Raw genomic sequence first — 17,247 nt, 5'->3', positions numbered from 1 at the left:
CTGCTTCGGTTTTAGCCGCTGCAGCGAATTGGGTATGTGATCTTGGTAACGCGAATTCTTGCAAATTTTCGGTTTGTTTGTCGACTTACCGTCTAACAGCCAAATTGTTTGGGTGTTATATGGTCAAGCCTCACGGGCAATTAGTACTGGTTAGCTCAACGCCTCACAACGCTTACACACCCAGCCTATCAACGTCGTAGTCTTCGACGGCCCTTCAGGGAGCTCAAGGCTCCAGTGAGATCTCATCTTGAGGCGAGTTTCCCGCTTAGATGCTTTCAGCGGTTATCTCTTCCGAACATAGCTACCCGGCAATGCCACTGGCGTGACAACCGGAACACCAGAGGTTCGTCCACTCCGGTCCTCTCGTACTAGGAGCAGCCCCTCTCAAATCTCAAACGTCCACGGCAGATAGGGACCGAACTGTCTCACGACGTTCTAAACCCAGCTCGCGTACCACTTTAAATGGCGAACAGCCATACCCTTGGGACCGGCTTCAGCCCCAGGATGTGATGAGCCGACATCGAGGTGCCAAACACCGCCGTCGATATGAACTCTTGGGCGGTATCAGCCTGTTATCCCCGGAGTACCTTTTATCCGTTGAGCGATGGCCCTTCCATACAGAACCACCGGATCACTAAGACCTACTTTCGTACCTGCTCGACGTGTCTGTCTCGCAGTCAAGCGCGCTTTTGCCTTTATACTCTACGACCGATTTCCGACCGGTCTGAGCGCACCTTCGTACTCCTCCGTTACTCTTTAGGAGGAGACCGCCCCAGTCAAACTACCCACCATACACTGTCCTCGATCCGGATAACGGACCAGAGTTAGAACCTCAAAGTTGCCAGGGTGGTATTTCAAGGTTGGCTCCACGCGAACTGGCGTCCACGCTTCAAAGCCTCCCACCTATCCTACACAAGCAAATTCAAAGTCCAGTGCAAAGCTATAGTAAAGGTTCACGGGGTCTTTCCGTCTAGCCGCGGATACACTGCATCTTCACAGCGATTTCAATTTCACTGAGTCTCGGGTGGAGACAGCGCCGCCATCGTTACGCCATTCGTGCAGGTCGGAACTTACCCGACAAGGAATTTCGCTACCTTAGGACCGTTATAGTTACGGCCGCCGTTTACCGGGGCTTCGATCAAGAGCTTCGCTTGCGCTAACCCCATCAATTAACCTTCCGGCACCGGGCAGGCGTCACACCCTATACGTCCACTTTCGTGTTTGCAGAGTGCTGTGTTTTTAATAAACAGTCGCAGCGGCCTGGTATCTTCGACCGGCATGGGCTTACTGAGTAAATCATTCACCCTCACCGGCGCACCTTCTCCCGAAGTTACGGTGCCATTTTGCCTAGTTCCTTCACCCGAGTTCTCTCAAGCGCCTTGGTATTCTCTACCCAACCACCTGTGTCGGTTTGGGGTACGGTTCCTAGTTACCTGAAGCTTAGAGGCTTTTCCTGGAAGCATGGCATCAACCACTTCGCTTTCTAAAAGAAAGCTCGTCATCAGCTCTCGGCATTAAGACCCCGGATTTACCTAAGATCTCTGCCTACCACCTTAAACAAGGACAACCAACGCCTTGCTGGCCTAGCCTTCTCCGTCCCCCCATCGCAGTAACTAGAAGTACGGGAATATTAACCCGTTTCCCATCGACTACGCTCTTCAGCCTCGCCTTAGGGACCGACTCACCCTGCGTCGATTAACGTTGCGCAGGAACCCTTGGTCTTTCGGCGTGCGAGTTTTTCACTCGCATTGTCGTTACTCATGTCAGCATTCGCACTTCTGATACCTCCAGCAAGCTTCTCAACTCACCTTCACAGGCTTACAGAACGCTCCTCTACCGCTCAACTTACGTTGAACCCGTAGCTTCGGTGCATGGTTTGAGCCCCGTTACATCTTCCGCGCAGGCCGACTCGACTAGTGAGCTATTACGCTTTCTTTAAAGGATGGCTGCTTCTAAGCCAACCTCCTAGCTGTCTAAGCCTTCCCACATCGTTTCCCACTTAACCATGACTTTGGGACCTTAGCTGACGGTCTGGGTTGTTTCCCTTTTCACGACGGACGTTAGCACCCGCCGTGTGTCTCCCGTGCTGACACTTGCCGGTATTCGGAGTTTGCATCGGTTTGGTAAGTCGGGATGACCCCCTAGCCGAAACAGTGCTCTACCCCCAGCAGTGATACACGAGGCGCTACCTAAATAGCTTTCGAGGAGAACCAGCTATCTCCGAGCTTGATTAGCCTTTCACTCCGATCCACAGGTCATCCGCTAACTTTTCAACGGTAGTCGGTTCGGTCCTCCAGTCAGTGTTACCTAACCTTCAACCTGCCCATGGATAGATCGCCCGGTTTCGGGTCTATACCCAGCGACTAAACGCCCTATTAAGACTCGCTTTCGCTACGCCTCCCCTATTCGGTTAAGCTCGCCACTGAATATAAGTCGCTGACCCATTATACAAAAGGTACGCAGTCACCTAACAAAGTAGGCTCCCACTGCTTGTACGCATACGGTTTCAGGTTCTATTTCACTCCCCTCTCCGGGGTTCTTTTCGCCTTTCCCTCACGGTACTGGTTCACTATCGGTCAGTCAGTAGTATTTAGCCTTGGAGGATGGTCCCCCCATATTCAGACAAAGTTTCTCGTGCTCCGTCCTACTCGATTTCATTGAAAAGAGATTTTCGCGTACAGGGCTATCACCCACTATGGCCGCACTTTCCAGAGCGTTCCGCTAATCTCAAATCAACTTAAGGGCTAATCCCCGTTCGCTCGCCACTACTAAGGGAATCTCGGTTGATTTCTTTTCCTCAGGGTACTTAGATGTTTCAGTTCCCCTGGTTCGCCTCTTACACCTATGTATTCAGTGCAAGATACTGAGCTTGTGCTCAGTGGGTTTCCCCATTCAGATATCTCCGGATCACAGTCTGTTTGCCGACTCCCCGAAGCTTTTCGCAGGCTACCACGTCTTTCATCGCCTCTGACTGCCAAGGCATCCACCGTATGCGCTTCTTCACTTGACCATATAACCCCAAGCAATCTGGTTACTGTCTATAACGTGAAGACGACATTCGCCGAAAATTCGCGCTTGAATTCGCAAATTTTACCTTGAGCTATCCGATCATCAGTGAAAATGATCGAACAGTCACTTCTATCACATACCCAAATTTTTAAAGAACGATTCTGGTAAAGACCAGAAATCAACATTTCACAGCAAACCTGCAAATGTTCATTTCTGAACTCTAACGAGTGGTGGTGGAGCCAAGGAGGATCGAACTCCTGACCTCCTGCGTGCAAAGCAGGCGCTCTCCCAGCTGAGCTATGGCCCCAATGTCTTGAAGCCTACGCCCCATAACATTGGTGGGTCTGGGCAGATTCGAACTGCCGACCTCACCCTTATCAGGGGTGCGCTCTAACCAACTGAGCTACAGACCCAATCGTCTTCGCAATGAATCAAGCAATTCGTGTGGGAGCTTATGAAGAAGCTGATGTCTTCGATTAAGGAGGTGATCCAGCCGCAGGTTCCCCTACGGCTACCTTGTTACGACTTCACCCCAGTCATGAATCACTCCGTGGTAACCGTCCCCCCGAAGGTTAGACTAGCTACTTCTGGAGCAACCCACTCCCATGGTGTGACGGGCGGTGTGTACAAGGCCCGGGAACGTATTCACCGTGACATTCTGATTCACGATTACTAGCGATTCCGACTTCACGCAGTCGAGTTGCAGACTGCGATCCGGACTACGATCGGTTTTATGGGATTAGCTCCACCTCGCGGCTTGGCAACCCTTTGTACCGACCATTGTAGCACGTGTGTAGCCCAGGCCGTAAGGGCCATGATGACTTGACGTCATCCCCACCTTCCTCCGGTTTGTCACCGGCAGTCTCCTTAGAGTGCCCACCATAACGTGCTGGTAACTAAGGACAAGGGTTGCGCTCGTTACGGGACTTAACCCAACATCTCACGACACGAGCTGACGACAGCCATGCAGCACCTGTGTCTGAGTTCCCGAAGGCACCCCGCCATCTCTGGCAGGTTCTCAGCATGTCAAGGCCTGGTAAGGTTCTTCGCGTTGCTTCGAATTAAACCACATGCTCCACCGCTTGTGCGGGCCCCCGTCAATTCATTTGAGTTTTAACCTTGCGGCCGTACTCCCCAGGCGGTCGACTTAATGCGTTAGCTGCGCCACTAAGATCTCAAGGATCCCAACGGCTAGTCGACATCGTTTACGGCGTGGACTACCAGGGTATCTAATCCTGTTTGCTCCCCACGCTTTCGCACCTCAGTGTCAGTATTAGCCCAGGTGGTCGCCTTCGCCACTGGTGTTCCTTCCTATATCTACGCATTTCACCGCTACACAGGAAATTCCACCACCCTCTGCCATACTCTAGCTCGCCAGTTTTGGATGCAGTTCCCAGGTTGAGCCCGGGGCTTTCACATCCAACTTAACGAACCACCTACGCGCGCTTTACGCCCAGTAATTCCGATTAACGCTTGCACCCTTCGTATTACCGCGGCTGCTGGCACGAAGTTAGCCGGTGCTTATTCTGTCGGTAACGTCAAAACAGCAAGGTATTAGCTTACTGCCCTTCCTCCCAACTTAAAGTGCTTTACAATCCGAAGACCTTCTTCACACACGCGGCATGGCTGGATCAGGCTTTCGCCCATTGTCCAATATTCCCCACTGCTGCCTCCCGTAGGAGTCTGGACCGTGTCTCAGTTCCAGTGTGACTGATCATCCTCTCAGACCAGTTACGGATCGTCGCCTTGGTGAGCCTTTACCTCGCCAACTAGCTAATCCGACCTAGGCTCATCTGATAGCGTGAGGTCCGAAGATCCCCCACTTTCTCCCGTAGGACGTATGCGGTATTAGCGTTCCTTTCGAAACGTTGTCCCCCACTACCAGGCAGATTCCTAGGCATTACTCACCCGTCCGCCGCTGAATCATGGAGCAAGCTCCACTCATCCGCTCGACTTGCATGTGTTAGGCCTGCCGCCAGCGTTCAATCTGAGCCATGATCAAACTCTTCAGTTCAATACTGCTTGGGTTTTGAGAAAACCCTAAACTTGGCTCAGCAATCGCAAATCTCTTTACAAGTAAAGAGTAACTCTCGAATTAACGAGTGTTGCTTTGTGATGCTGATAATCTTGCGACTATTCAGTCTTACATTCACAAGCACCCACACGAATTGCTTGATTCAGTTGTTAAAGAGCGTTTCGATCAAGCCTTTCGTCTCAACCGAGGCCGCGCATTCTACAGCAGCCTTTCTCACTGTCAAGCTGTTTTTTTCGAAAATCTCTTTTCTACTCAACCGCTTGCCGCTTCGATCAATCTTCATCTCTCGTCAGCGGGAGGCGAATCATACAGCGTTCAAAACCGCTGTCAACCACCTCTTTCAACCGCCTCCAATCAACCCGATCGAAGCCACCAACAGGACTCAACCACCACCCCGTCAGCCCGGCGCATCCTACTCGAATCCGCCACCAGCACAACCCTCAATCTCAAGCAACTTGCTGATTTACAAGAACTTTTAGCAGAGGACCGCGCCAGAAGTGGTGCGCATTATAGGGGGCTGAAAGTGTGAGTCAAGCGCTTTGTGCGCTCATGTCTCAACCCAACTGAGACCATGGGGGCGATTCCCCCTTGCGGAGTTTCATTCGCCCCGAAAACCCATCGGCTTTACACTGCCGCCTTTGTTATTGCTTTGGCCATGCCATGTCAGAACTCGACTCCGAACAGCTGGACCTCCTCCTTTTTCCTACCTGGCTCGTTCCGGTCGAGCCGGCGGGCGTAATTCTGCGAGAGCATGGCCTGGGTATTCGCGACGGGCGCATCGCCTTGATCGCTCCTCGGCTGGACGCTAACAAGCATGCAGCGAAATGCGTTCTGGAGCTGCCTGACATGCTTCTGGCACCAGGGCTGATCAATGCGCATGGGCACGCAGCGATGACCTTGTTTCGCGGACTTGCTGACGACCTTCCGTTCAAGAATTGGCTGCACGACCACATCTGGCCGGCGGAAAATCGCTGGGTTGACGAAGCCTTCATTCAGGCCGGCACGGAACTGGCGATTGCCGAGCAACTGCTAGGCGGTATCACCTGCTTTTCGGACATGTATTTCTTTCCAGATGTAGCCAGTGAAGTCGTACATAGATGTGGGGTGCGTGCTCAGATCACCGTTCCGGTAATGGATTTCCCCGTTCCAGGAGCCCGCGACGCAGGCGAAGCGTTGCGCAAGGGGGTCGCTCTTTTCGACGATCTCAAGCACCATCCGAGGATTAGCATTGCGTTCGGGCCGCACGCCCCCTATTCCGTCAGCGACGACAGTCTGGAAAAAATGCGCATCCTCGTCGCGGAGACGGACGCAGGCATTCATATGCACGTTCATGAAACTGCGTCGGAGATTTACGAAGCCTTGCAGCAACACGGCCAACGACCCCTAGCCCGCTTGGCAAAAAGACAACTTCTAGGACCGCGCTTTCAGGCTGTACATATGACGCAGGTCGACGACGAAGATCTCGCCCTCCTCGTCGAGCATAATTGCAGCGTCATTCATTGCCCCGAATCGAACCTGAAACTGGCAAGCGGATTCTGTCCGGTAGAACGGCTCTGGGCCGCCGGCGTGAATGTAGCGATTGGCACAGACGGCGCAGCAAGCAACAACGATCTCGATCTGCTGGGCGAAACCCGCACCGCGGCGCTTCTTGCCAAAGCCGTCGCCGGATCGGCCAGTGCACTGGACGCACATCGAGCCTTGCGCATGGCGACCTTGAATGGCGCCCGGGCGTTGGGTCTGGACGAGCATACGGGTTCGCTGGAAGTCGGCAAAGTCGCTGATCTGGTGGCATTCGATCTTTCAGGCCTGGCGCAGCAACCCGTTTACGATCCGGTGTCACAGCTTATCTATACCTGCGGCCGAGACTGCGTTCGCCATGTTTGGGTAGCAGGAAAGCAACTGCTCACCGATCGTCGATTGACCCGCATCGATCAGGACCAACTGATGGCGAACGTGCGCCAGTGGAGCACGAAGATACGCGATGGGAAAAAGCCCTGACTCTTCCTACCAGAACACTACGCCACTGCGACAAACTGCCCCACGAGAGAGAACATTACCTCTCTCCTTTATCGGACTGAGGCTGGCAACATGAGCGATTGCAGCTCAATCTTCACCTCAAGATCTTAAACGGAACAGACCATGAGCAACGTCGACAACGCCGAAATCGCCAAATTCGAAGCACTCGCCCATCGCTGGTGGGATCGTGAAAGCGAATTCAAACCGCTACACGAAATCAATCCACTACGCGTCAACTGGATCGACGAACACGTCGCCCTGGCCGGCAAGAAGGTGCTCGATGTCGGTTGCGGCGGGGGGATTCTCAGCGAGGCGATGGCTCAGCGCGGCGCCCAGGTCACGGGTATCGACATGGGCGAAGCGCCGCTTTCGGTGGCGCGCCTGCACCTGCTGGAGTCGGGACTGGAGATCGATTACCGGCAAATCACCGCCGAAGACCTGGCTGCGCAATCTCCCGAACAGTTCGATGTCGTAACCTGCCTGGAAATGCTGGAACACGTGCCGGACCCGGCTTCGGTGATTCGCGCCTGCTGCGCACTGGTGAAGCCCGGTGGCCAAGTGTTTTTCTCGACCATCAACCGCAATCCGAAAGCCTATGCGCTTGCCATCATCGGGGCGGAATATTTGCTGCAATTGCTGCCGCGCGGCACGCACGATTTCAAGAAGTTCATCCGGCCGTCGGAGCTGGGCGCTTGGAGCCGCGATGCCGGCTTGGCGGTCAAGGATATCGTCGGCCTCACCTACAATCCGCTGACCAAGTTCTACAAGCTGTCGGCGGATGTCGATGTCAACTACATGGTTCAGACCATCAAGGAGGCTTGATGCGCCTGCGCGCCGTTTTATTCGATATGGACGGAACGCTGCTCGATACCGCGCCTGACTTCATCGCCGTTGCCCAAGCCATGCGACTGGCGCGCGGCCTGAACCCGGTCCCGGATCAGCAGATACGCGATGTGGTTTCTGGCGGTGCGCGGGCGATGGTACTGAGTGCATTCGACGTCGACCCGATGTCAGGCGAATTCGAAACGCTGCGTCTGGAGTTTCTCGAGCGCTACCAATCGCATTGCGCGGTGTTCAGCCGCCTGTATGACGGGATGGAGCAACTGCTTCAGGACATCGAGCAAGCGAAGCTGATCTGGGGCGTGGTAACCAACAAGCCATTGCGTTTCGCCGAACCGATCATGCAGCAGCTCGGGCTCGCTTCGCGCTCCTCGGTGCTGATCTGTCCCGACCATGTCAGTCGCAGCAAGCCTGATCCAGAACCGATGCTGCTCGCATGCAGCAAGCTGCAGCTGGACCCGTCTACCGTGCTCTTCGTCGGCGACGATCTGCGCGATATCGAATCGGGGCGCGCCGCCGGCAGTAAGACTGCCGCAGTGCGTTACGGCTACATCCACCCGGACGATAACCCGGGCCTGTGGGGTGCCGACGTGGTGGTAGACAACCCGTTTGAACTGCGCTCCGTGCTCGACCGGGCACTGTGCAGCTGCTGAACCATAGCGTGCTGCGTTCAGATTTCTGAAACAAGAGAGACCTTCAATGTTTGACTACACCGCCCGCCCCGACCTTCTCGCGGGCCGAATCATCATGGTGACCGGCGCTGGCCGCGGCATCGGCGAAGCGGCCGCGAAGGCCTACGCCGCTCATGGCGCCACGGTGCTGCTGCTGGGCAAGAACGAAGACAACCTCAACCGCGTCTACGACGATATCGAGGCAGCGGGCCACCCACGTCCGGCAGTCATTCCGTTCAATCTGGAGACGGCACTGCCGCACCAGTACGACGAGCTTGCCGCGATGATTGAGCGCGAGTTCGGCCGTCTGGACGGCCTGTTGCACAACGCCGCCATCGTCGGTCCGCGTACACCGCTGGAGCAGCTCTCGGGCGACAACTTCATGCGTGTGATGCAGGTGAACGTGAACGCGATGTTCATGCTCACCAGTACGCTGCTGCCGCTGCTCAGACTGTCGACGGATGCGTCGGTCATCTTCACCTCCAGCAGCGTCGGTCGTAAGGGCCGCGCATACTGGGGCGCGTACGCGGTGTCGAAATTCGCCACCGAAGGGCTGATGCAGGTCCTGGCCGATGAACTCGATGGCACCGCCTCGATTCGCGCCAACAGCGTGAATCCGGGCGCTACGCGCACCGACATGCGCGCCAAGGCCTACCCAGGGGAGAATCCGCTGGTCAATCCGCTGCCACAGGACATCATGCCGGTCTATCTGTATCTCATGGGTCCCGATAGCGCAGGCATCAACGGCCAGGCATTGAACGCTCAATAACCGAAGTCGTATAGAGAAACGGGGTGCACCGCATGCGGGCACCCCGTTTTTGTTAGCGAAGAAGGTAATCACTCGCCGAACGTTGCCACCGCGCTAGGCGATGCGAGGCCCGGCGGATGCATTCACGAGCTCCGCAGCTGCTCGTCGGCGAGGAAATCCTCCTCCAGCAGCGCATCCTGCATGCCGGCGCCGCCTTCATTTTCTTGTGCCTGGGTGACGGCACGCTTGCTGCGCAGCTTGCCGAAGTGGTGATTCAACGCGTTGCCCAGCTTATCGATCGCACCGTCGATGGCCAGCTCCAGCGACTCGGCCTTGTGGGTCACGGAAATCGGCTGCTGCCCTTTCGGGCGGGCCTCGATCTGGCAGCGCTTGTCATGTGCGCCGGCCTTCTCGCCATTTTCGTCATTGAGATGCACGACGATCCGGGTCAGTTCGTCGTCGAAACGCTCCAGCTTGCTGGCGACACTGGCACTCACCCAGTCGACCAACCGGGCACTGCCTTCGATGTGGTTATCGCTATGAACCTGGATTTGCATACGTCGTCCTTACTTCCGCTTCGTGAAGGCCATCTTTTCGGATGGCTTGATACAAGCTATGCCACCGTTGCCGCTTTTAAGCAACGGGGAAAATCAGCGCAGCTGTGAAAGGAGCGCGATGGCTGCCGGCACGACCATGCCGTTTCGCAGCGCGATGCTGGCAATTGCCCGATGGTTGACGAGCGTTCGCAGCCGGCCCCGATTTTGAGGGGGCCGCATCGAAAACCTGCGAAACCACGCATCGTTTTCATGCGGCCTCGGGGAACAGCCTCACGCCGTGATCAAGACATTGATCTACCAGCCATTTTCCATGTGCCAAGGAAAGACGCTGGGCCTTGTCCAGCTCCGCCATGAAGGCGTGCTCGACGGGTAGAGGCATGCGGCGGGTAGCATGGCCTGAAGGGTCGCTGATTCGGCAACCGCCGGCCCAGGGTGTGGGCGAACCGGGATACTCCATCACATCGGCGATGATGTGATAGCCCCGGTAGGTGCATTGCATCGTGCTCATGATCGGTACCTCGCAGTCTCGAAGGCATCCATCAGGACGATACGACTGTTCAACAGCAACAAAAGCCCCGCTGGAGTACCAAGCATCCACCCGGCAAGCACTCCGAGAACGGATTCTATCCGGGCGTGTTCGACAGGCTGCGCGCCTCACTACGGCAATGCAATGCGCGACCGACGAAGGGCGCCTCAGCCATCCAGCGACGGACCGATCAATTCCGCCAGCTGGTCATAAACGCCTGGACAGGCCACCAGATAAGGATTGCCATCGAGCAAGCCATCGTTGCGAAAGAAATCGTTGATCCGCCCCCCGGCTTCCGTCACAAGCACAAGACCTGCGAGGCAATCCCAACTTTTGAGCTGCGTTTCGTAGTAGCCAATCAAGCGCCCGGCTGCGACATAGGCCGTCATCAGCGCACCAGAACCGTTGCGGATGAACATGCCGCCCTCCTCCAGCAGCTGTTGCAGAAAGGGGATGAAATGCTCCTTGCCGCGCGGATGGAAGGTTCCGGTCCCCGTCAATCCCTCGCGCACGTGCTGCGCCTGGCTGACGGCCAGCGGTGTGTCATTGACGAAGGCACCGCTGCCCTTGCAGCCGTGGAACAGTTCGCGGTGATTCGGGTCTGCGATGGCACCGAGATAGGGCTCACCATCCACCAGCAGGCCGACGGATACACACCAGTTATGCAGCCCATTGACGAAGCAGGCAGTGCCGTCGATGGGATCGATGACCCAGACGCAGCGTGCATTGAGATCGGCCGAGCCGCTCTCCTCGCCGAGAAAGCCATCCTCGGGGAAATGCTCGCTCAGCTGCGCACGGATGAAGGCTTCGATCTGCTTGTCGGCAATGCTGACCACGTCCTGTCGGTCATCCCCCTTGTGCTCTACCGTTAGATCGTCGCGTTGCAGATAGAACTCCATGCCCATTTGCGCGGCCTGCTGCGCCACGCTTTTCGCCCAGGCATAACGCGCCTCGATATCGAGCGCAGTGTCGGTATTGTGGGAAGAAGCCATCGCAAAATCCTCAGAACCCGAAGTGAAGACGGGATTCTAGAGACAGGCAGCGCTCGGGCATACCGCATCACAGCAATTTTTAGTGGCCTTTATAGGCAACATTTGAATAAGTAGCCATTTAAGGCTACTTTCTGGCAGGTAGCGCATTTACACCACGGAGCGACTCGTGAACCTGAAGGCAGTCCTGACCGGAGACCTCATCGACTCACGCGCGATGCGTGATCCCAATGCATTCATCGCTCGGCTGAAGACCTTGCTCGGCGAACTCGGCGCGCATTTTGACGCCCAGGCCGAAACCTTCCGCGGCGATGGCTTTCAGGTTGTCATGCGCCACGCGCAGGACGCCTTCGACTGCGCGGTGGCGATACGCGCCGGCCTGCTTGCCGCTAGCGCGCCAGGCGAACGCTGGGACGCGCGGCTGGCCCTGGGCATCAGTCAGGACGACACTGCCGCGCAGCCCTACAGCGAAGCCTTCGTTCTCTCGGGTAGAGGGTTGGATGGGATGAAAAAGGAAACACTCTGCATCTTCAGCGACGAGCCCCAGCTCCAGCGCTGCACCGAGTTGCCAACTGCATTCCTCGCCGCGCTGATTGATCGCTGGACCCCCGTGGAGGCGCACACCTATTTCCTGCATCTGATTCAAGGTCGCGACCAGCAAAGCATCGCCGAACAGCTGGGCAAATCCCGCGTGACGGTGACCAAGGCCCTGCAGCGCGCCGACGCGCGCCTGGTGGATCGCTATCTGACCTGCACTCGCAGCTGGGTCGAGGAGCTACCGCATGCCTGACTCGACGACGCTGTTGCTGGCGCTGCTGCTCGGGCATGTCGCCGTGGATTTCCTGCTGCCGCTGCGCCAGCGTATTCGGACTCACTCGCCAGCCTGGCGCAGCCCGGCGCTCTATCTTCTGGCATTTGCCCAAGGACTCATGGCGCTGGCGCTATTCGGGCTGCTGCGCGGCGGACTGGCGTTCGCCTGCGGTGCGGCCCTGGTATTGGCGTCGGGCCGCCTGCTGACCGCCGGCTGGGCGGCCAGTCGGGGACAACGCACTGCTGCCACACTCCTTCTGGAGCATGGCGTGCAGGTAGTACTGGTGCTGGCGCTCTGGTTAACCAGCGAACGGCTGTGGACTGCGTTGCCGAGCTTTCTGCAATCGCAGGCAAGCGTTCATCACCTGTCGATCCTGCTGACCTATCTGGTGGTCTTCAAACCAGCTTCGGCGTTGATCGGCGCCCTGCTCAAACCCTGGCAGGAGCGCATAGGCACCGACGATTCGCTGGTCAACGGCGGCGCTTTCGTCGGCTATCTGGAGCGTGGCTTGATCGTGACCTTCGTGCTGCTGGACCAATGGCAGGCAATCGGCTTTTTGCTAACGGCTAAAAGTATCCTGCGCTTCAACGAACTCAAGGGCCGCAACAACCGCCAGCGCAGCGAATATGTACTGTTGGGTACGCTGTTGAGCTTTTCGCTGAGTATCGCGCTGGGGCTGGCCGTCGCGCTTACGCAGAATGCCTGAGCGCGCCGGAGATCACGGCGCGTTGTGTTCGTGCAGACGCACGTTGAGTTCATCGACGATCGGCGCCCACTCGGCGTCCTCCAGCAATTCGCCCTTGAGGAATGCCGCTTGCGATTCGTTCCAGAACGGCGCCTCGGACACCTTCACCTCGTTGGGCAGCGGCGCATGCTGGGCGATGAACGCGTCGATACTGGCCGGATCGGAGTCCAGCCCCAGTTGCTCGAACAGGGTACCGAGGTCTTTATTGGGCAGTTCCATGAAGATTCTCCGCATCGATGGCGCAAGCGATCATGCACGCGCCGTTGCAGATAAGAGGCCATCGCAAGCGATGCAGTTCCACCAAGTTTTCTCCGGCACGATGGCATAGCGCACTCCGCGACCGCCCTCCGCTGCCTCCAGCTACAGCGCCGACAGCGCGCGGTATTCGTCCTGAGCGAGCTGATCGGTCATGCCGCTGACTAGGTCCTGCAGCAGGCGGCTACGGTAGTAGAACTCCCACAGCGGAAAATCCGGCGAATCCTGCGGCACGTCCTTCAGCGCCTCGTGATAGGCCTTGACCAGCTGATCGGGCAGGCGCCGAGCGAGCATCTGCAGTTGCGGCTCGCGCCGGCAGTCACCGGCAGCCAGCGCGCGGAAGGTCGCCGGCGCAACCCGCAGCAAAGCGCCATAGTCATCCAGCAGTCCCTGGAGGATGCGATAGCCCTGCAGTTGCAGCGTTTCCACTTCGCGATGGCAGAACACCCGATCCATCGCCACGTCCTTGAAGGTCTGCACGATGGCGTTCGGCAGGCTGCGATCCTCCAGCAGCGCTCGATCCAGTGTGCCGTGATAGACCGCTTCGATGTTGTCGATGAACTGCCGCGCGGCGTGCTGTACCAGCGGGTGAATCATCGTCACCCGCAGCCAGATGAAGAATTCGCCGGTTTTGTTAATCGGCTCACGCCCGGCGCGCTCCAGTGCGTAGCCAACCATGCTGCGGAAACTGCGCTCGGCACCGGGAATCGGCTCATCCAGCGCACCATGCTCGGCGAACTTGACCAGCAACAGCTGCGCCAACTGCTCGATGGTGAAGATGCCCTTCTCCACCGAGTCCTCGATATCGGCCAAGCAATAGGCGATGTCATCCGCGGCCTCCATGATGTAGGCGAGCGGATGGCGGCTACCGGGTCGCAAGTCGAGCACCTGCTGCAATTGCTCGATGAACGGCTGCTCCGACAGGTAGAAACCGGGCTTTTTCTGCAGATAAGCGCCGGGGCTGCCTTGCGGCGGACGCTCGGCATACGCGGCACGCACGTACTTGAGCAGTCCGGCGGTCTGGGTATAGGTCAGATTCAACCGCAACAGACTCACTACCAGACGGATCGCCTGAGCGTTGCCCTCGAAGCGCTTGAGGTCGGCCAGCATGCGCGCGCGTAGCTCGGCATCGCCTTGCTCAAGCGGCACCGCGCCGGCAAACAGCTCGTCGAGGTGACGTGCGAACCATTCGCCGATAGCGAATTCGCCGAAATGGCCGAAGGGTGGATTGCCGATGTCGTGCATCAGGCAGGCCATCTCCACCAGGGTCTGCAGCACGTTTTCCAGCCCATCCAGACCGTAGTCCGAGGCTCTGGCACCCAGTTGCTTGTACAGCGTGCGGACGATAAACCGGCCGGTCTGCTGCACCTCCAGCGAATGCGTGAGGCGGCTGCGCACCGCGGCGTTGCGCTCCAGCGGAAAGACCTGCGTCTTCTGCTGCAGCCGACGCACGGCAGCGGAATTGATGATACGGCCACGATCGCTTTCCAGCTGATCGAGGATTGCAGCAATGTCGCCGTCGCTCGCCCTCATGCCAGCCTCGACCCTGCCGTAGGGACGTTGGCGGGAAATCTTTTCCTTGAAATCAACCGGCATAGCTCGCACTCGCGCAACGGAAAGCGCCGAGCCTAACGCGCTGTCGCCGCGATACCAAGCGTGGGGCTGGCATTGGCGCACGGGCTCTGCTATCCAGTCGCCCACATCGACAGGAGGCCCCATGAAACGAGCGGATTTCCATCAGCAGAACGCAGCACGCGCCCAGGCCGAAGCACAGCGACTGCTCGACCAGCGCGCTACGCTGGGTGCGCAATGGCTCGCTTGGGTCGCGACCGAGCTTTATCGGCTCAGTCCCGCCGAATACGCCTCGATGGTCCGTCGCGAACTCGAGCGGCTCAGCCGCGAACCCGGGAATGAGCGCAGCCGCCCGTCTCGCTGAACAGGCTGCCTGACGACAGCGGGTCCATACTGTTTGGGCAGGCAGGCGCGGTTCGACCAGTCGCTCCGTACCGCCGAGTCGAAGTACCCAGCCACTTACCGTCCGAGGTGAACATCATGAGCAAGGGTATGGATACGAAGAAGCAGGCCAAGAAGAAGCCGCTGAAAAGCGCTCAGGAAAAACGCCTGGCCAAGCGCGCCAAGAAGAGCGGCTCCACACTCCTGGGCAGCCACACCGCAACCCACTAGGCGACACTCCCGCCAGACACGCCCCGCACGCTGCGGGGCGTTCGGCCTTACGGGCGTGCTCCGAGCGGACGCATGAGCCCGACCAGCCGCGCACCGCCGACATTGACCAGCAACCCCAGCATGACCAGCAGGGCGCCAGCCATCTGTAGCGTATCGAGGCGCTCGCCGAGCAGCAGCGCCGACGACGACAGACCAACCACCGGCACCAGCAGCGAGAACGGCGCCACCTGGCTCGCCGGATAGCGCGACAACAGTCGACTCCACAGGCTGTAGCCGAGAATGGTCGCGCCGAACGACAGATAGGCCAGCACCAACAAGGACTTCAGGCCGAAGCCCTGCAGTGCGGTCTCGATGGCTACCGGCCCTTCCAGCCACCACGATAGCCCCAGAAACGGCAACGGCGGCACCAGGCTGCCCCACACCACCAGGCCAACCAGATTCACATCGCCGATCTTGCGCGTCACGACGTTGCCCAGCGCCCACATCGACGCTGCGCCGATGGTCAGCACGAAGCCGGCCAGCGTCATCCCCTGCCCACTCTGCGCGCCGATCAGCGCCAGCCCGCCGGCAGCAACCAGCAACCCCAACAGATTAACGGCACGCACCCGCTCGCCCAGCAGCAGCGCGGCAAAGAACAGCGTGAAGAACGCCTGCGACTGCAGAACCAGCGAAGCCAGCCCGGCGGGCATGCCTACCTTCATTGCCGAGAACAGGAACGCGAACTGCCCCAGTGAAATGGTCAGGCCATAGGCCAACAACCAGCGCAACGGCACCCGCGGCGGCCTGATGAAGAAAACCGCCGGCAACGCCGCCAGCAAAAAGCGCAACGCCCCGAGCAGCATGGGCGGCACATCTTGCAACCCCACCATGATGACGACGAAGTTCAAGCCCCAGACCACGATCACGACCAGAGCGAGCAACAGATCTCTCGGCGACATGACACCCCACCCCGCATCGGGTAAAGAATCATTAGAGCCGCTGTCCGGCCGGGCCTCTCCGTACAGTGAACAGGCATTTCGTCGATACAGTTCGCCGCCATTCGCTGCATACAGATGCCGCCGGAACGGCGACCAGCTAGAATTCGCCGCTCGAACGACCTCACACGAGACAGGCTATGGGCGCACAGTGGAAAGCGAAGCATAAGGAAGCGGCAGCGAACGCCAAAGGACGGATCTTCGGCAAGCTGTCGAAGGAAATCATGATTGCCGCCCGCAGCGGCGCCGACCCTGACATGAACCCCCGTCTGCGTCTGGTGGTCGAGCAGGCCAAGAAGGCCTCCATGCCCAAAGACACCCTGGAGCGTGCCATCAAGAAAGGCGCGGGGCTGAGCGGTGAGGTCGTCCATTACGAGCGCACCCTCTACGAAGGCTTCGCGCCGCATCAGGTTCCGCTGATCGTCGAGTGCCTCACCGACAACCTCAACCGCACCGTGGCGGAAATCCGCGTGCTGTTCCGCAAGGGCCAGCTGGGCTCCTCCGGTTCGGTGAGCTGGGATTTCGACCATGTCGGCATGATCGAAGCGGCCCCCGAAGGCGATGCCGATCCCGAAATGGCCGCCATCGAGGCCGGCGCACAGGATTTCGAAGCGGCAGATGAAGGTGCCACGCTGTTCATCACCGAGCCTACCGACCTCGATGCGGTGTGCAAGGCACTGCCGGAATTCGGCTTCACCGTGCAATCGGCACAGCTGGGCTATCGACCGAAAAATCCGGTCAGCCTGTCGGGAGCCGAGCTGGAGGAAGTCGAAGCGTTCCTCGAAGCCATCGATGCACACGACGATGTCCAGCATGTCTACGTCGGTCTGGCCGGCTGACGTACGACGCACCTTCACCGTGAACAGACTTCAGCGAGCGGACCAGCC

16 protein-coding genes, 2 tRNA genes and 2 rRNA genes are annotated in these 17,247 nt (G+C 58.2%); 10 read left to right on the top strand and 10 right to left on the bottom strand.

Annotated features, from left to right (window positions below):
• Window positions 1–119: 119 nt before the first annotated feature.
• The 4 genes from AC0ZJQ_RS08330 to AC0ZJQ_RS08315 form a co-directional block, all read right to left on the bottom strand.
• A 23S ribosomal RNA gene (locus AC0ZJQ_RS08330) occupies window positions 120–3,010 on the bottom strand.
• A gap of 230 nt (window positions 3,011–3,240) precedes the next feature.
• A tRNA-Ala gene (locus AC0ZJQ_RS08325) sits at window positions 3,241–3,316 on the bottom strand.
• A gap of 29 nt (window positions 3,317–3,345) precedes the next feature.
• A tRNA-Ile gene (locus tag AC0ZJQ_RS08320) sits at window positions 3,346–3,422 on the bottom strand.
• A 64-nt stretch (window positions 3,423–3,486) separates the two neighbouring features.
• Window positions 3,487–5,023 (bottom strand): 16S ribosomal RNA (locus tag AC0ZJQ_RS08315).
• Together the 16S and 23S rRNA genes with 2 tRNA genes alongside form the textbook arrangement of a ribosomal RNA operon.
• 88 nt (window positions 5,024–5,111) lie before the next feature.
• On the opposite strand from AC0ZJQ_RS08315, the gene AC0ZJQ_RS08310 reads away from it, so the two are divergent.
• The 5 genes from AC0ZJQ_RS08310 to AC0ZJQ_RS08290 all read left to right on the top strand — a co-directional run bounded on the left by AC0ZJQ_RS08310 (window position 5,112) and on the right by AC0ZJQ_RS08290 (window position 9,340).
• Window positions 5,112–5,573, top strand: coding sequence for a hypothetical protein (locus AC0ZJQ_RS08310; RefSeq protein ID WP_476477664.1), 462 nt, complete (start codon window positions 5,112–5,114; stop codon window positions 5,571–5,573).
• A gap of 131 nt (window positions 5,574–5,704) precedes the next feature.
• On the top strand, window positions 5,705–7,042 hold the full coding sequence (locus AC0ZJQ_RS08305; protein ID WP_314020321.1) for a TRZ/ATZ family hydrolase: 1,338 nt from the start codon (window positions 5,705–5,707) through the stop codon (window positions 7,040–7,042).
• A gap of 141 nt (window positions 7,043–7,183) precedes the next feature.
• The gene (gene ubiG, locus AC0ZJQ_RS08300; RefSeq protein WP_008566934.1) at window positions 7,184–7,882 is read left to right on the top strand and encodes a bifunctional 2-polyprenyl-6-hydroxyphenol methylase/3-demethylubiquinol 3-O-methyltransferase UbiG; all 699 of its coding nucleotides are present in this window, start codon (window positions 7,184–7,186) and stop codon (window positions 7,880–7,882) included.
• On the top strand, window positions 7,882–8,553 hold the full coding sequence (gene mupP, locus AC0ZJQ_RS08295) for an N-acetylmuramic acid 6-phosphate phosphatase MupP (protein WP_165595033.1): 672 nt from the start codon (window positions 7,882–7,884) through the stop codon (window positions 8,551–8,553). The genes ubiG and mupP overlap by 1 nt, the downstream gene beginning before the upstream one ends.
• Before the next feature lie 46 nt (window positions 8,554–8,599).
• Entirely contained in the window at window positions 8,600–9,340 is a 741-nt protein-coding gene (locus tag AC0ZJQ_RS08290; protein ID WP_165595032.1) for a YciK family oxidoreductase, read from the top strand.
• A gap of 122 nt (window positions 9,341–9,462) precedes the next feature.
• Here AC0ZJQ_RS08290 and AC0ZJQ_RS08285 read toward each other — a convergent pair whose 3' ends face one another.
• The 3 genes from AC0ZJQ_RS08285 to AC0ZJQ_RS08275 form a co-directional block, all read right to left on the bottom strand.
• Entirely contained in the window at window positions 9,463–9,876 is a 414-nt protein-coding gene (locus tag AC0ZJQ_RS08285; RefSeq protein WP_008566931.1) for an HPF/RaiA family ribosome-associated protein, read from the bottom strand.
• A gap of 247 nt (window positions 9,877–10,123) precedes the next feature.
• The gene (locus AC0ZJQ_RS08280) at window positions 10,124–10,384 is read right to left on the bottom strand and encodes a hypothetical protein (RefSeq protein ID WP_155553072.1); all 261 of its coding nucleotides are present in this window, start codon (window positions 10,382–10,384) and stop codon (window positions 10,124–10,126) included.
• A 185-nt stretch (window positions 10,385–10,569) separates the two neighbouring features.
• Window positions 10,570–11,394: an inositol monophosphatase family protein gene (locus tag AC0ZJQ_RS08275; protein ID WP_314020320.1), complete on the bottom strand. Its 825-nt coding sequence runs from the start codon at window positions 11,392–11,394 to the stop codon at window positions 10,570–10,572.
• Between the two features lie 166 nt (window positions 11,395–11,560).
• On the opposite strand from AC0ZJQ_RS08275, the gene AC0ZJQ_RS08270 reads away from it, so the two are divergent.
• Both AC0ZJQ_RS08270 and AC0ZJQ_RS08265 read left to right on the top strand, forming a co-directional pair.
• On the top strand, window positions 11,561–12,181 hold the full coding sequence (locus AC0ZJQ_RS08270; RefSeq protein ID WP_178091780.1) for a sigma-70 RNA polymerase sigma factor region 4 domain-containing protein: 621 nt from the start codon (window positions 11,561–11,563) through the stop codon (window positions 12,179–12,181).
• A gap of 13 nt (window positions 12,182–12,194) precedes the next feature.
• Window positions 12,195–12,908 carry a hypothetical protein gene (locus tag AC0ZJQ_RS08265; protein ID WP_256662733.1) on the top strand — a complete coding sequence of 238 codons (714 nt, stop codon included), beginning with the start codon at window positions 12,195–12,197 and terminating at the stop codon, window positions 12,906–12,908.
• A gap of 12 nt (window positions 12,909–12,920) precedes the next feature.
• Here AC0ZJQ_RS08265 and AC0ZJQ_RS08260 read toward each other — a convergent pair whose 3' ends face one another.
• Both AC0ZJQ_RS08260 and dgt read right to left on the bottom strand, forming a co-directional pair.
• Window positions 12,921–13,166 (bottom strand): DUF2789 domain-containing protein, encoded by a 246-nt coding sequence (locus AC0ZJQ_RS08260; RefSeq protein WP_043296704.1) that lies wholly within the window; start codon window positions 13,164–13,166, stop codon window positions 12,921–12,923.
• Between the two features lie 141 nt (window positions 13,167–13,307).
• On the bottom strand, window positions 13,308–14,798 hold the full coding sequence (dgt, locus tag AC0ZJQ_RS08255; RefSeq protein ID WP_155553078.1) for a dGTPase: 1,491 nt from the start codon (window positions 14,796–14,798) through the stop codon (window positions 13,308–13,310).
• 121 nt (window positions 14,799–14,919) lie between these two features.
• Between dgt and AC0ZJQ_RS08250 the strand changes: the two genes are divergently transcribed.
• Window positions 14,920–15,138 carry a hypothetical protein gene (locus AC0ZJQ_RS08250; protein WP_043296471.1) on the top strand — a complete coding sequence of 73 codons (219 nt, stop codon included), beginning with the start codon at window positions 14,920–14,922 and terminating at the stop codon, window positions 15,136–15,138.
• A 116-nt stretch (window positions 15,139–15,254) separates the two neighbouring features.
• The gene (locus tag AC0ZJQ_RS08245; RefSeq protein ID WP_256203196.1) at window positions 15,255–15,386 is read left to right on the top strand and encodes a hypothetical protein; all 132 of its coding nucleotides are present in this window, start codon (window positions 15,255–15,257) and stop codon (window positions 15,384–15,386) included.
• Window positions 15,387–15,433: 47 nt separating this feature from the next.
• On the opposite strand, the gene AC0ZJQ_RS08240 is transcribed toward AC0ZJQ_RS08245, so the two are convergent.
• Complete coding sequence (locus AC0ZJQ_RS08240; protein ID WP_155553080.1) at window positions 15,434–16,324, bottom strand: EamA family transporter; 891 nt, start codon at window positions 16,322–16,324, stop codon at window positions 15,434–15,436.
• A gap of 176 nt (window positions 16,325–16,500) precedes the next feature.
• Here AC0ZJQ_RS08240 and AC0ZJQ_RS08235 point away from each other — a divergent pair, with 176 nt between their 5' ends.
• Entirely contained in the window at window positions 16,501–17,199 is a 699-nt protein-coding gene (locus AC0ZJQ_RS08235) for a YebC/PmpR family DNA-binding transcriptional regulator (RefSeq protein ID WP_008566919.1), read from the top strand.
• Window positions 17,200–17,247: the final 48 nt, after the last annotated feature.

It is taken from the genome of Stutzerimonas sp. 21-1 (genome assembly GCF_056336065.1).
The sequence above is the reverse complement of the archived record's forward strand: the minus strand, read 5'-3'. Positions and strand labels throughout refer to the sequence as shown.

Bases quoted from the DNA above. Each gene is read 5' to 3' on its own strand.
- AC0ZJQ_RS08305 (WP_314020321.1), top strand. From the start codon at position 5,705: ATGTCAGAACTCGACTCCGAACAGCTGGACCTCCTCCTTTTTCCTACC.
- ubiG (WP_008566934.1), top strand. From the start codon at position 7,184: ATGAGCAACGTCGACAACGCCGAAATCGCCAAATTCGAAGCACTCGCC.
- mupP (WP_165595033.1), top strand. From the start codon at position 7,882: ATGCGCCTGCGCGCCGTTTTATTCGATATGGACGGAACGCTGCTCGAT.
- AC0ZJQ_RS08290 (WP_165595032.1), top strand. From the start codon at position 8,600: ATGTTTGACTACACCGCCCGCCCCGACCTTCTCGCGGGCCGAATCATC.
- AC0ZJQ_RS08285 (WP_008566931.1), bottom strand. From the start codon at position 9,876: ATGCAAATCCAGGTTCATAGCGATAACCACATCGAAGGCAGTGCCCGG.
- AC0ZJQ_RS08280 (WP_155553072.1), bottom strand. From the start codon at position 10,384: ATGAGCACGATGCAATGCACCTACCGGGGCTATCACATCATCGCCGAT.
- AC0ZJQ_RS08275 (WP_314020320.1), bottom strand. From the start codon at position 11,394: ATGGCTTCTTCCCACAATACCGACACTGCGCTCGATATCGAGGCGCGT.
- AC0ZJQ_RS08260 (WP_043296704.1), bottom strand. From the start codon at position 13,166: ATGGAACTGCCCAATAAAGACCTCGGTACCCTGTTCGAGCAACTGGGG.
- dgt (WP_155553078.1), bottom strand. From the start codon at position 14,798: ATGCCGGTTGATTTCAAGGAAAAGATTTCCCGCCAACGTCCCTACGGC.
- AC0ZJQ_RS08250 (WP_043296471.1), top strand. From the start codon at position 14,920: ATGAAACGAGCGGATTTCCATCAGCAGAACGCAGCACGCGCCCAGGCC.
- AC0ZJQ_RS08245 (WP_256203196.1), top strand. From the start codon at position 15,255: ATGAGCAAGGGTATGGATACGAAGAAGCAGGCCAAGAAGAAGCCGCTG.
- AC0ZJQ_RS08240 (WP_155553080.1), bottom strand. From the start codon at position 16,324: ATGTCGCCGAGAGATCTGTTGCTCGCTCTGGTCGTGATCGTGGTCTGG.
- AC0ZJQ_RS08235 (WP_008566919.1), top strand. From the start codon at position 16,501: ATGGGCGCACAGTGGAAAGCGAAGCATAAGGAAGCGGCAGCGAACGCC.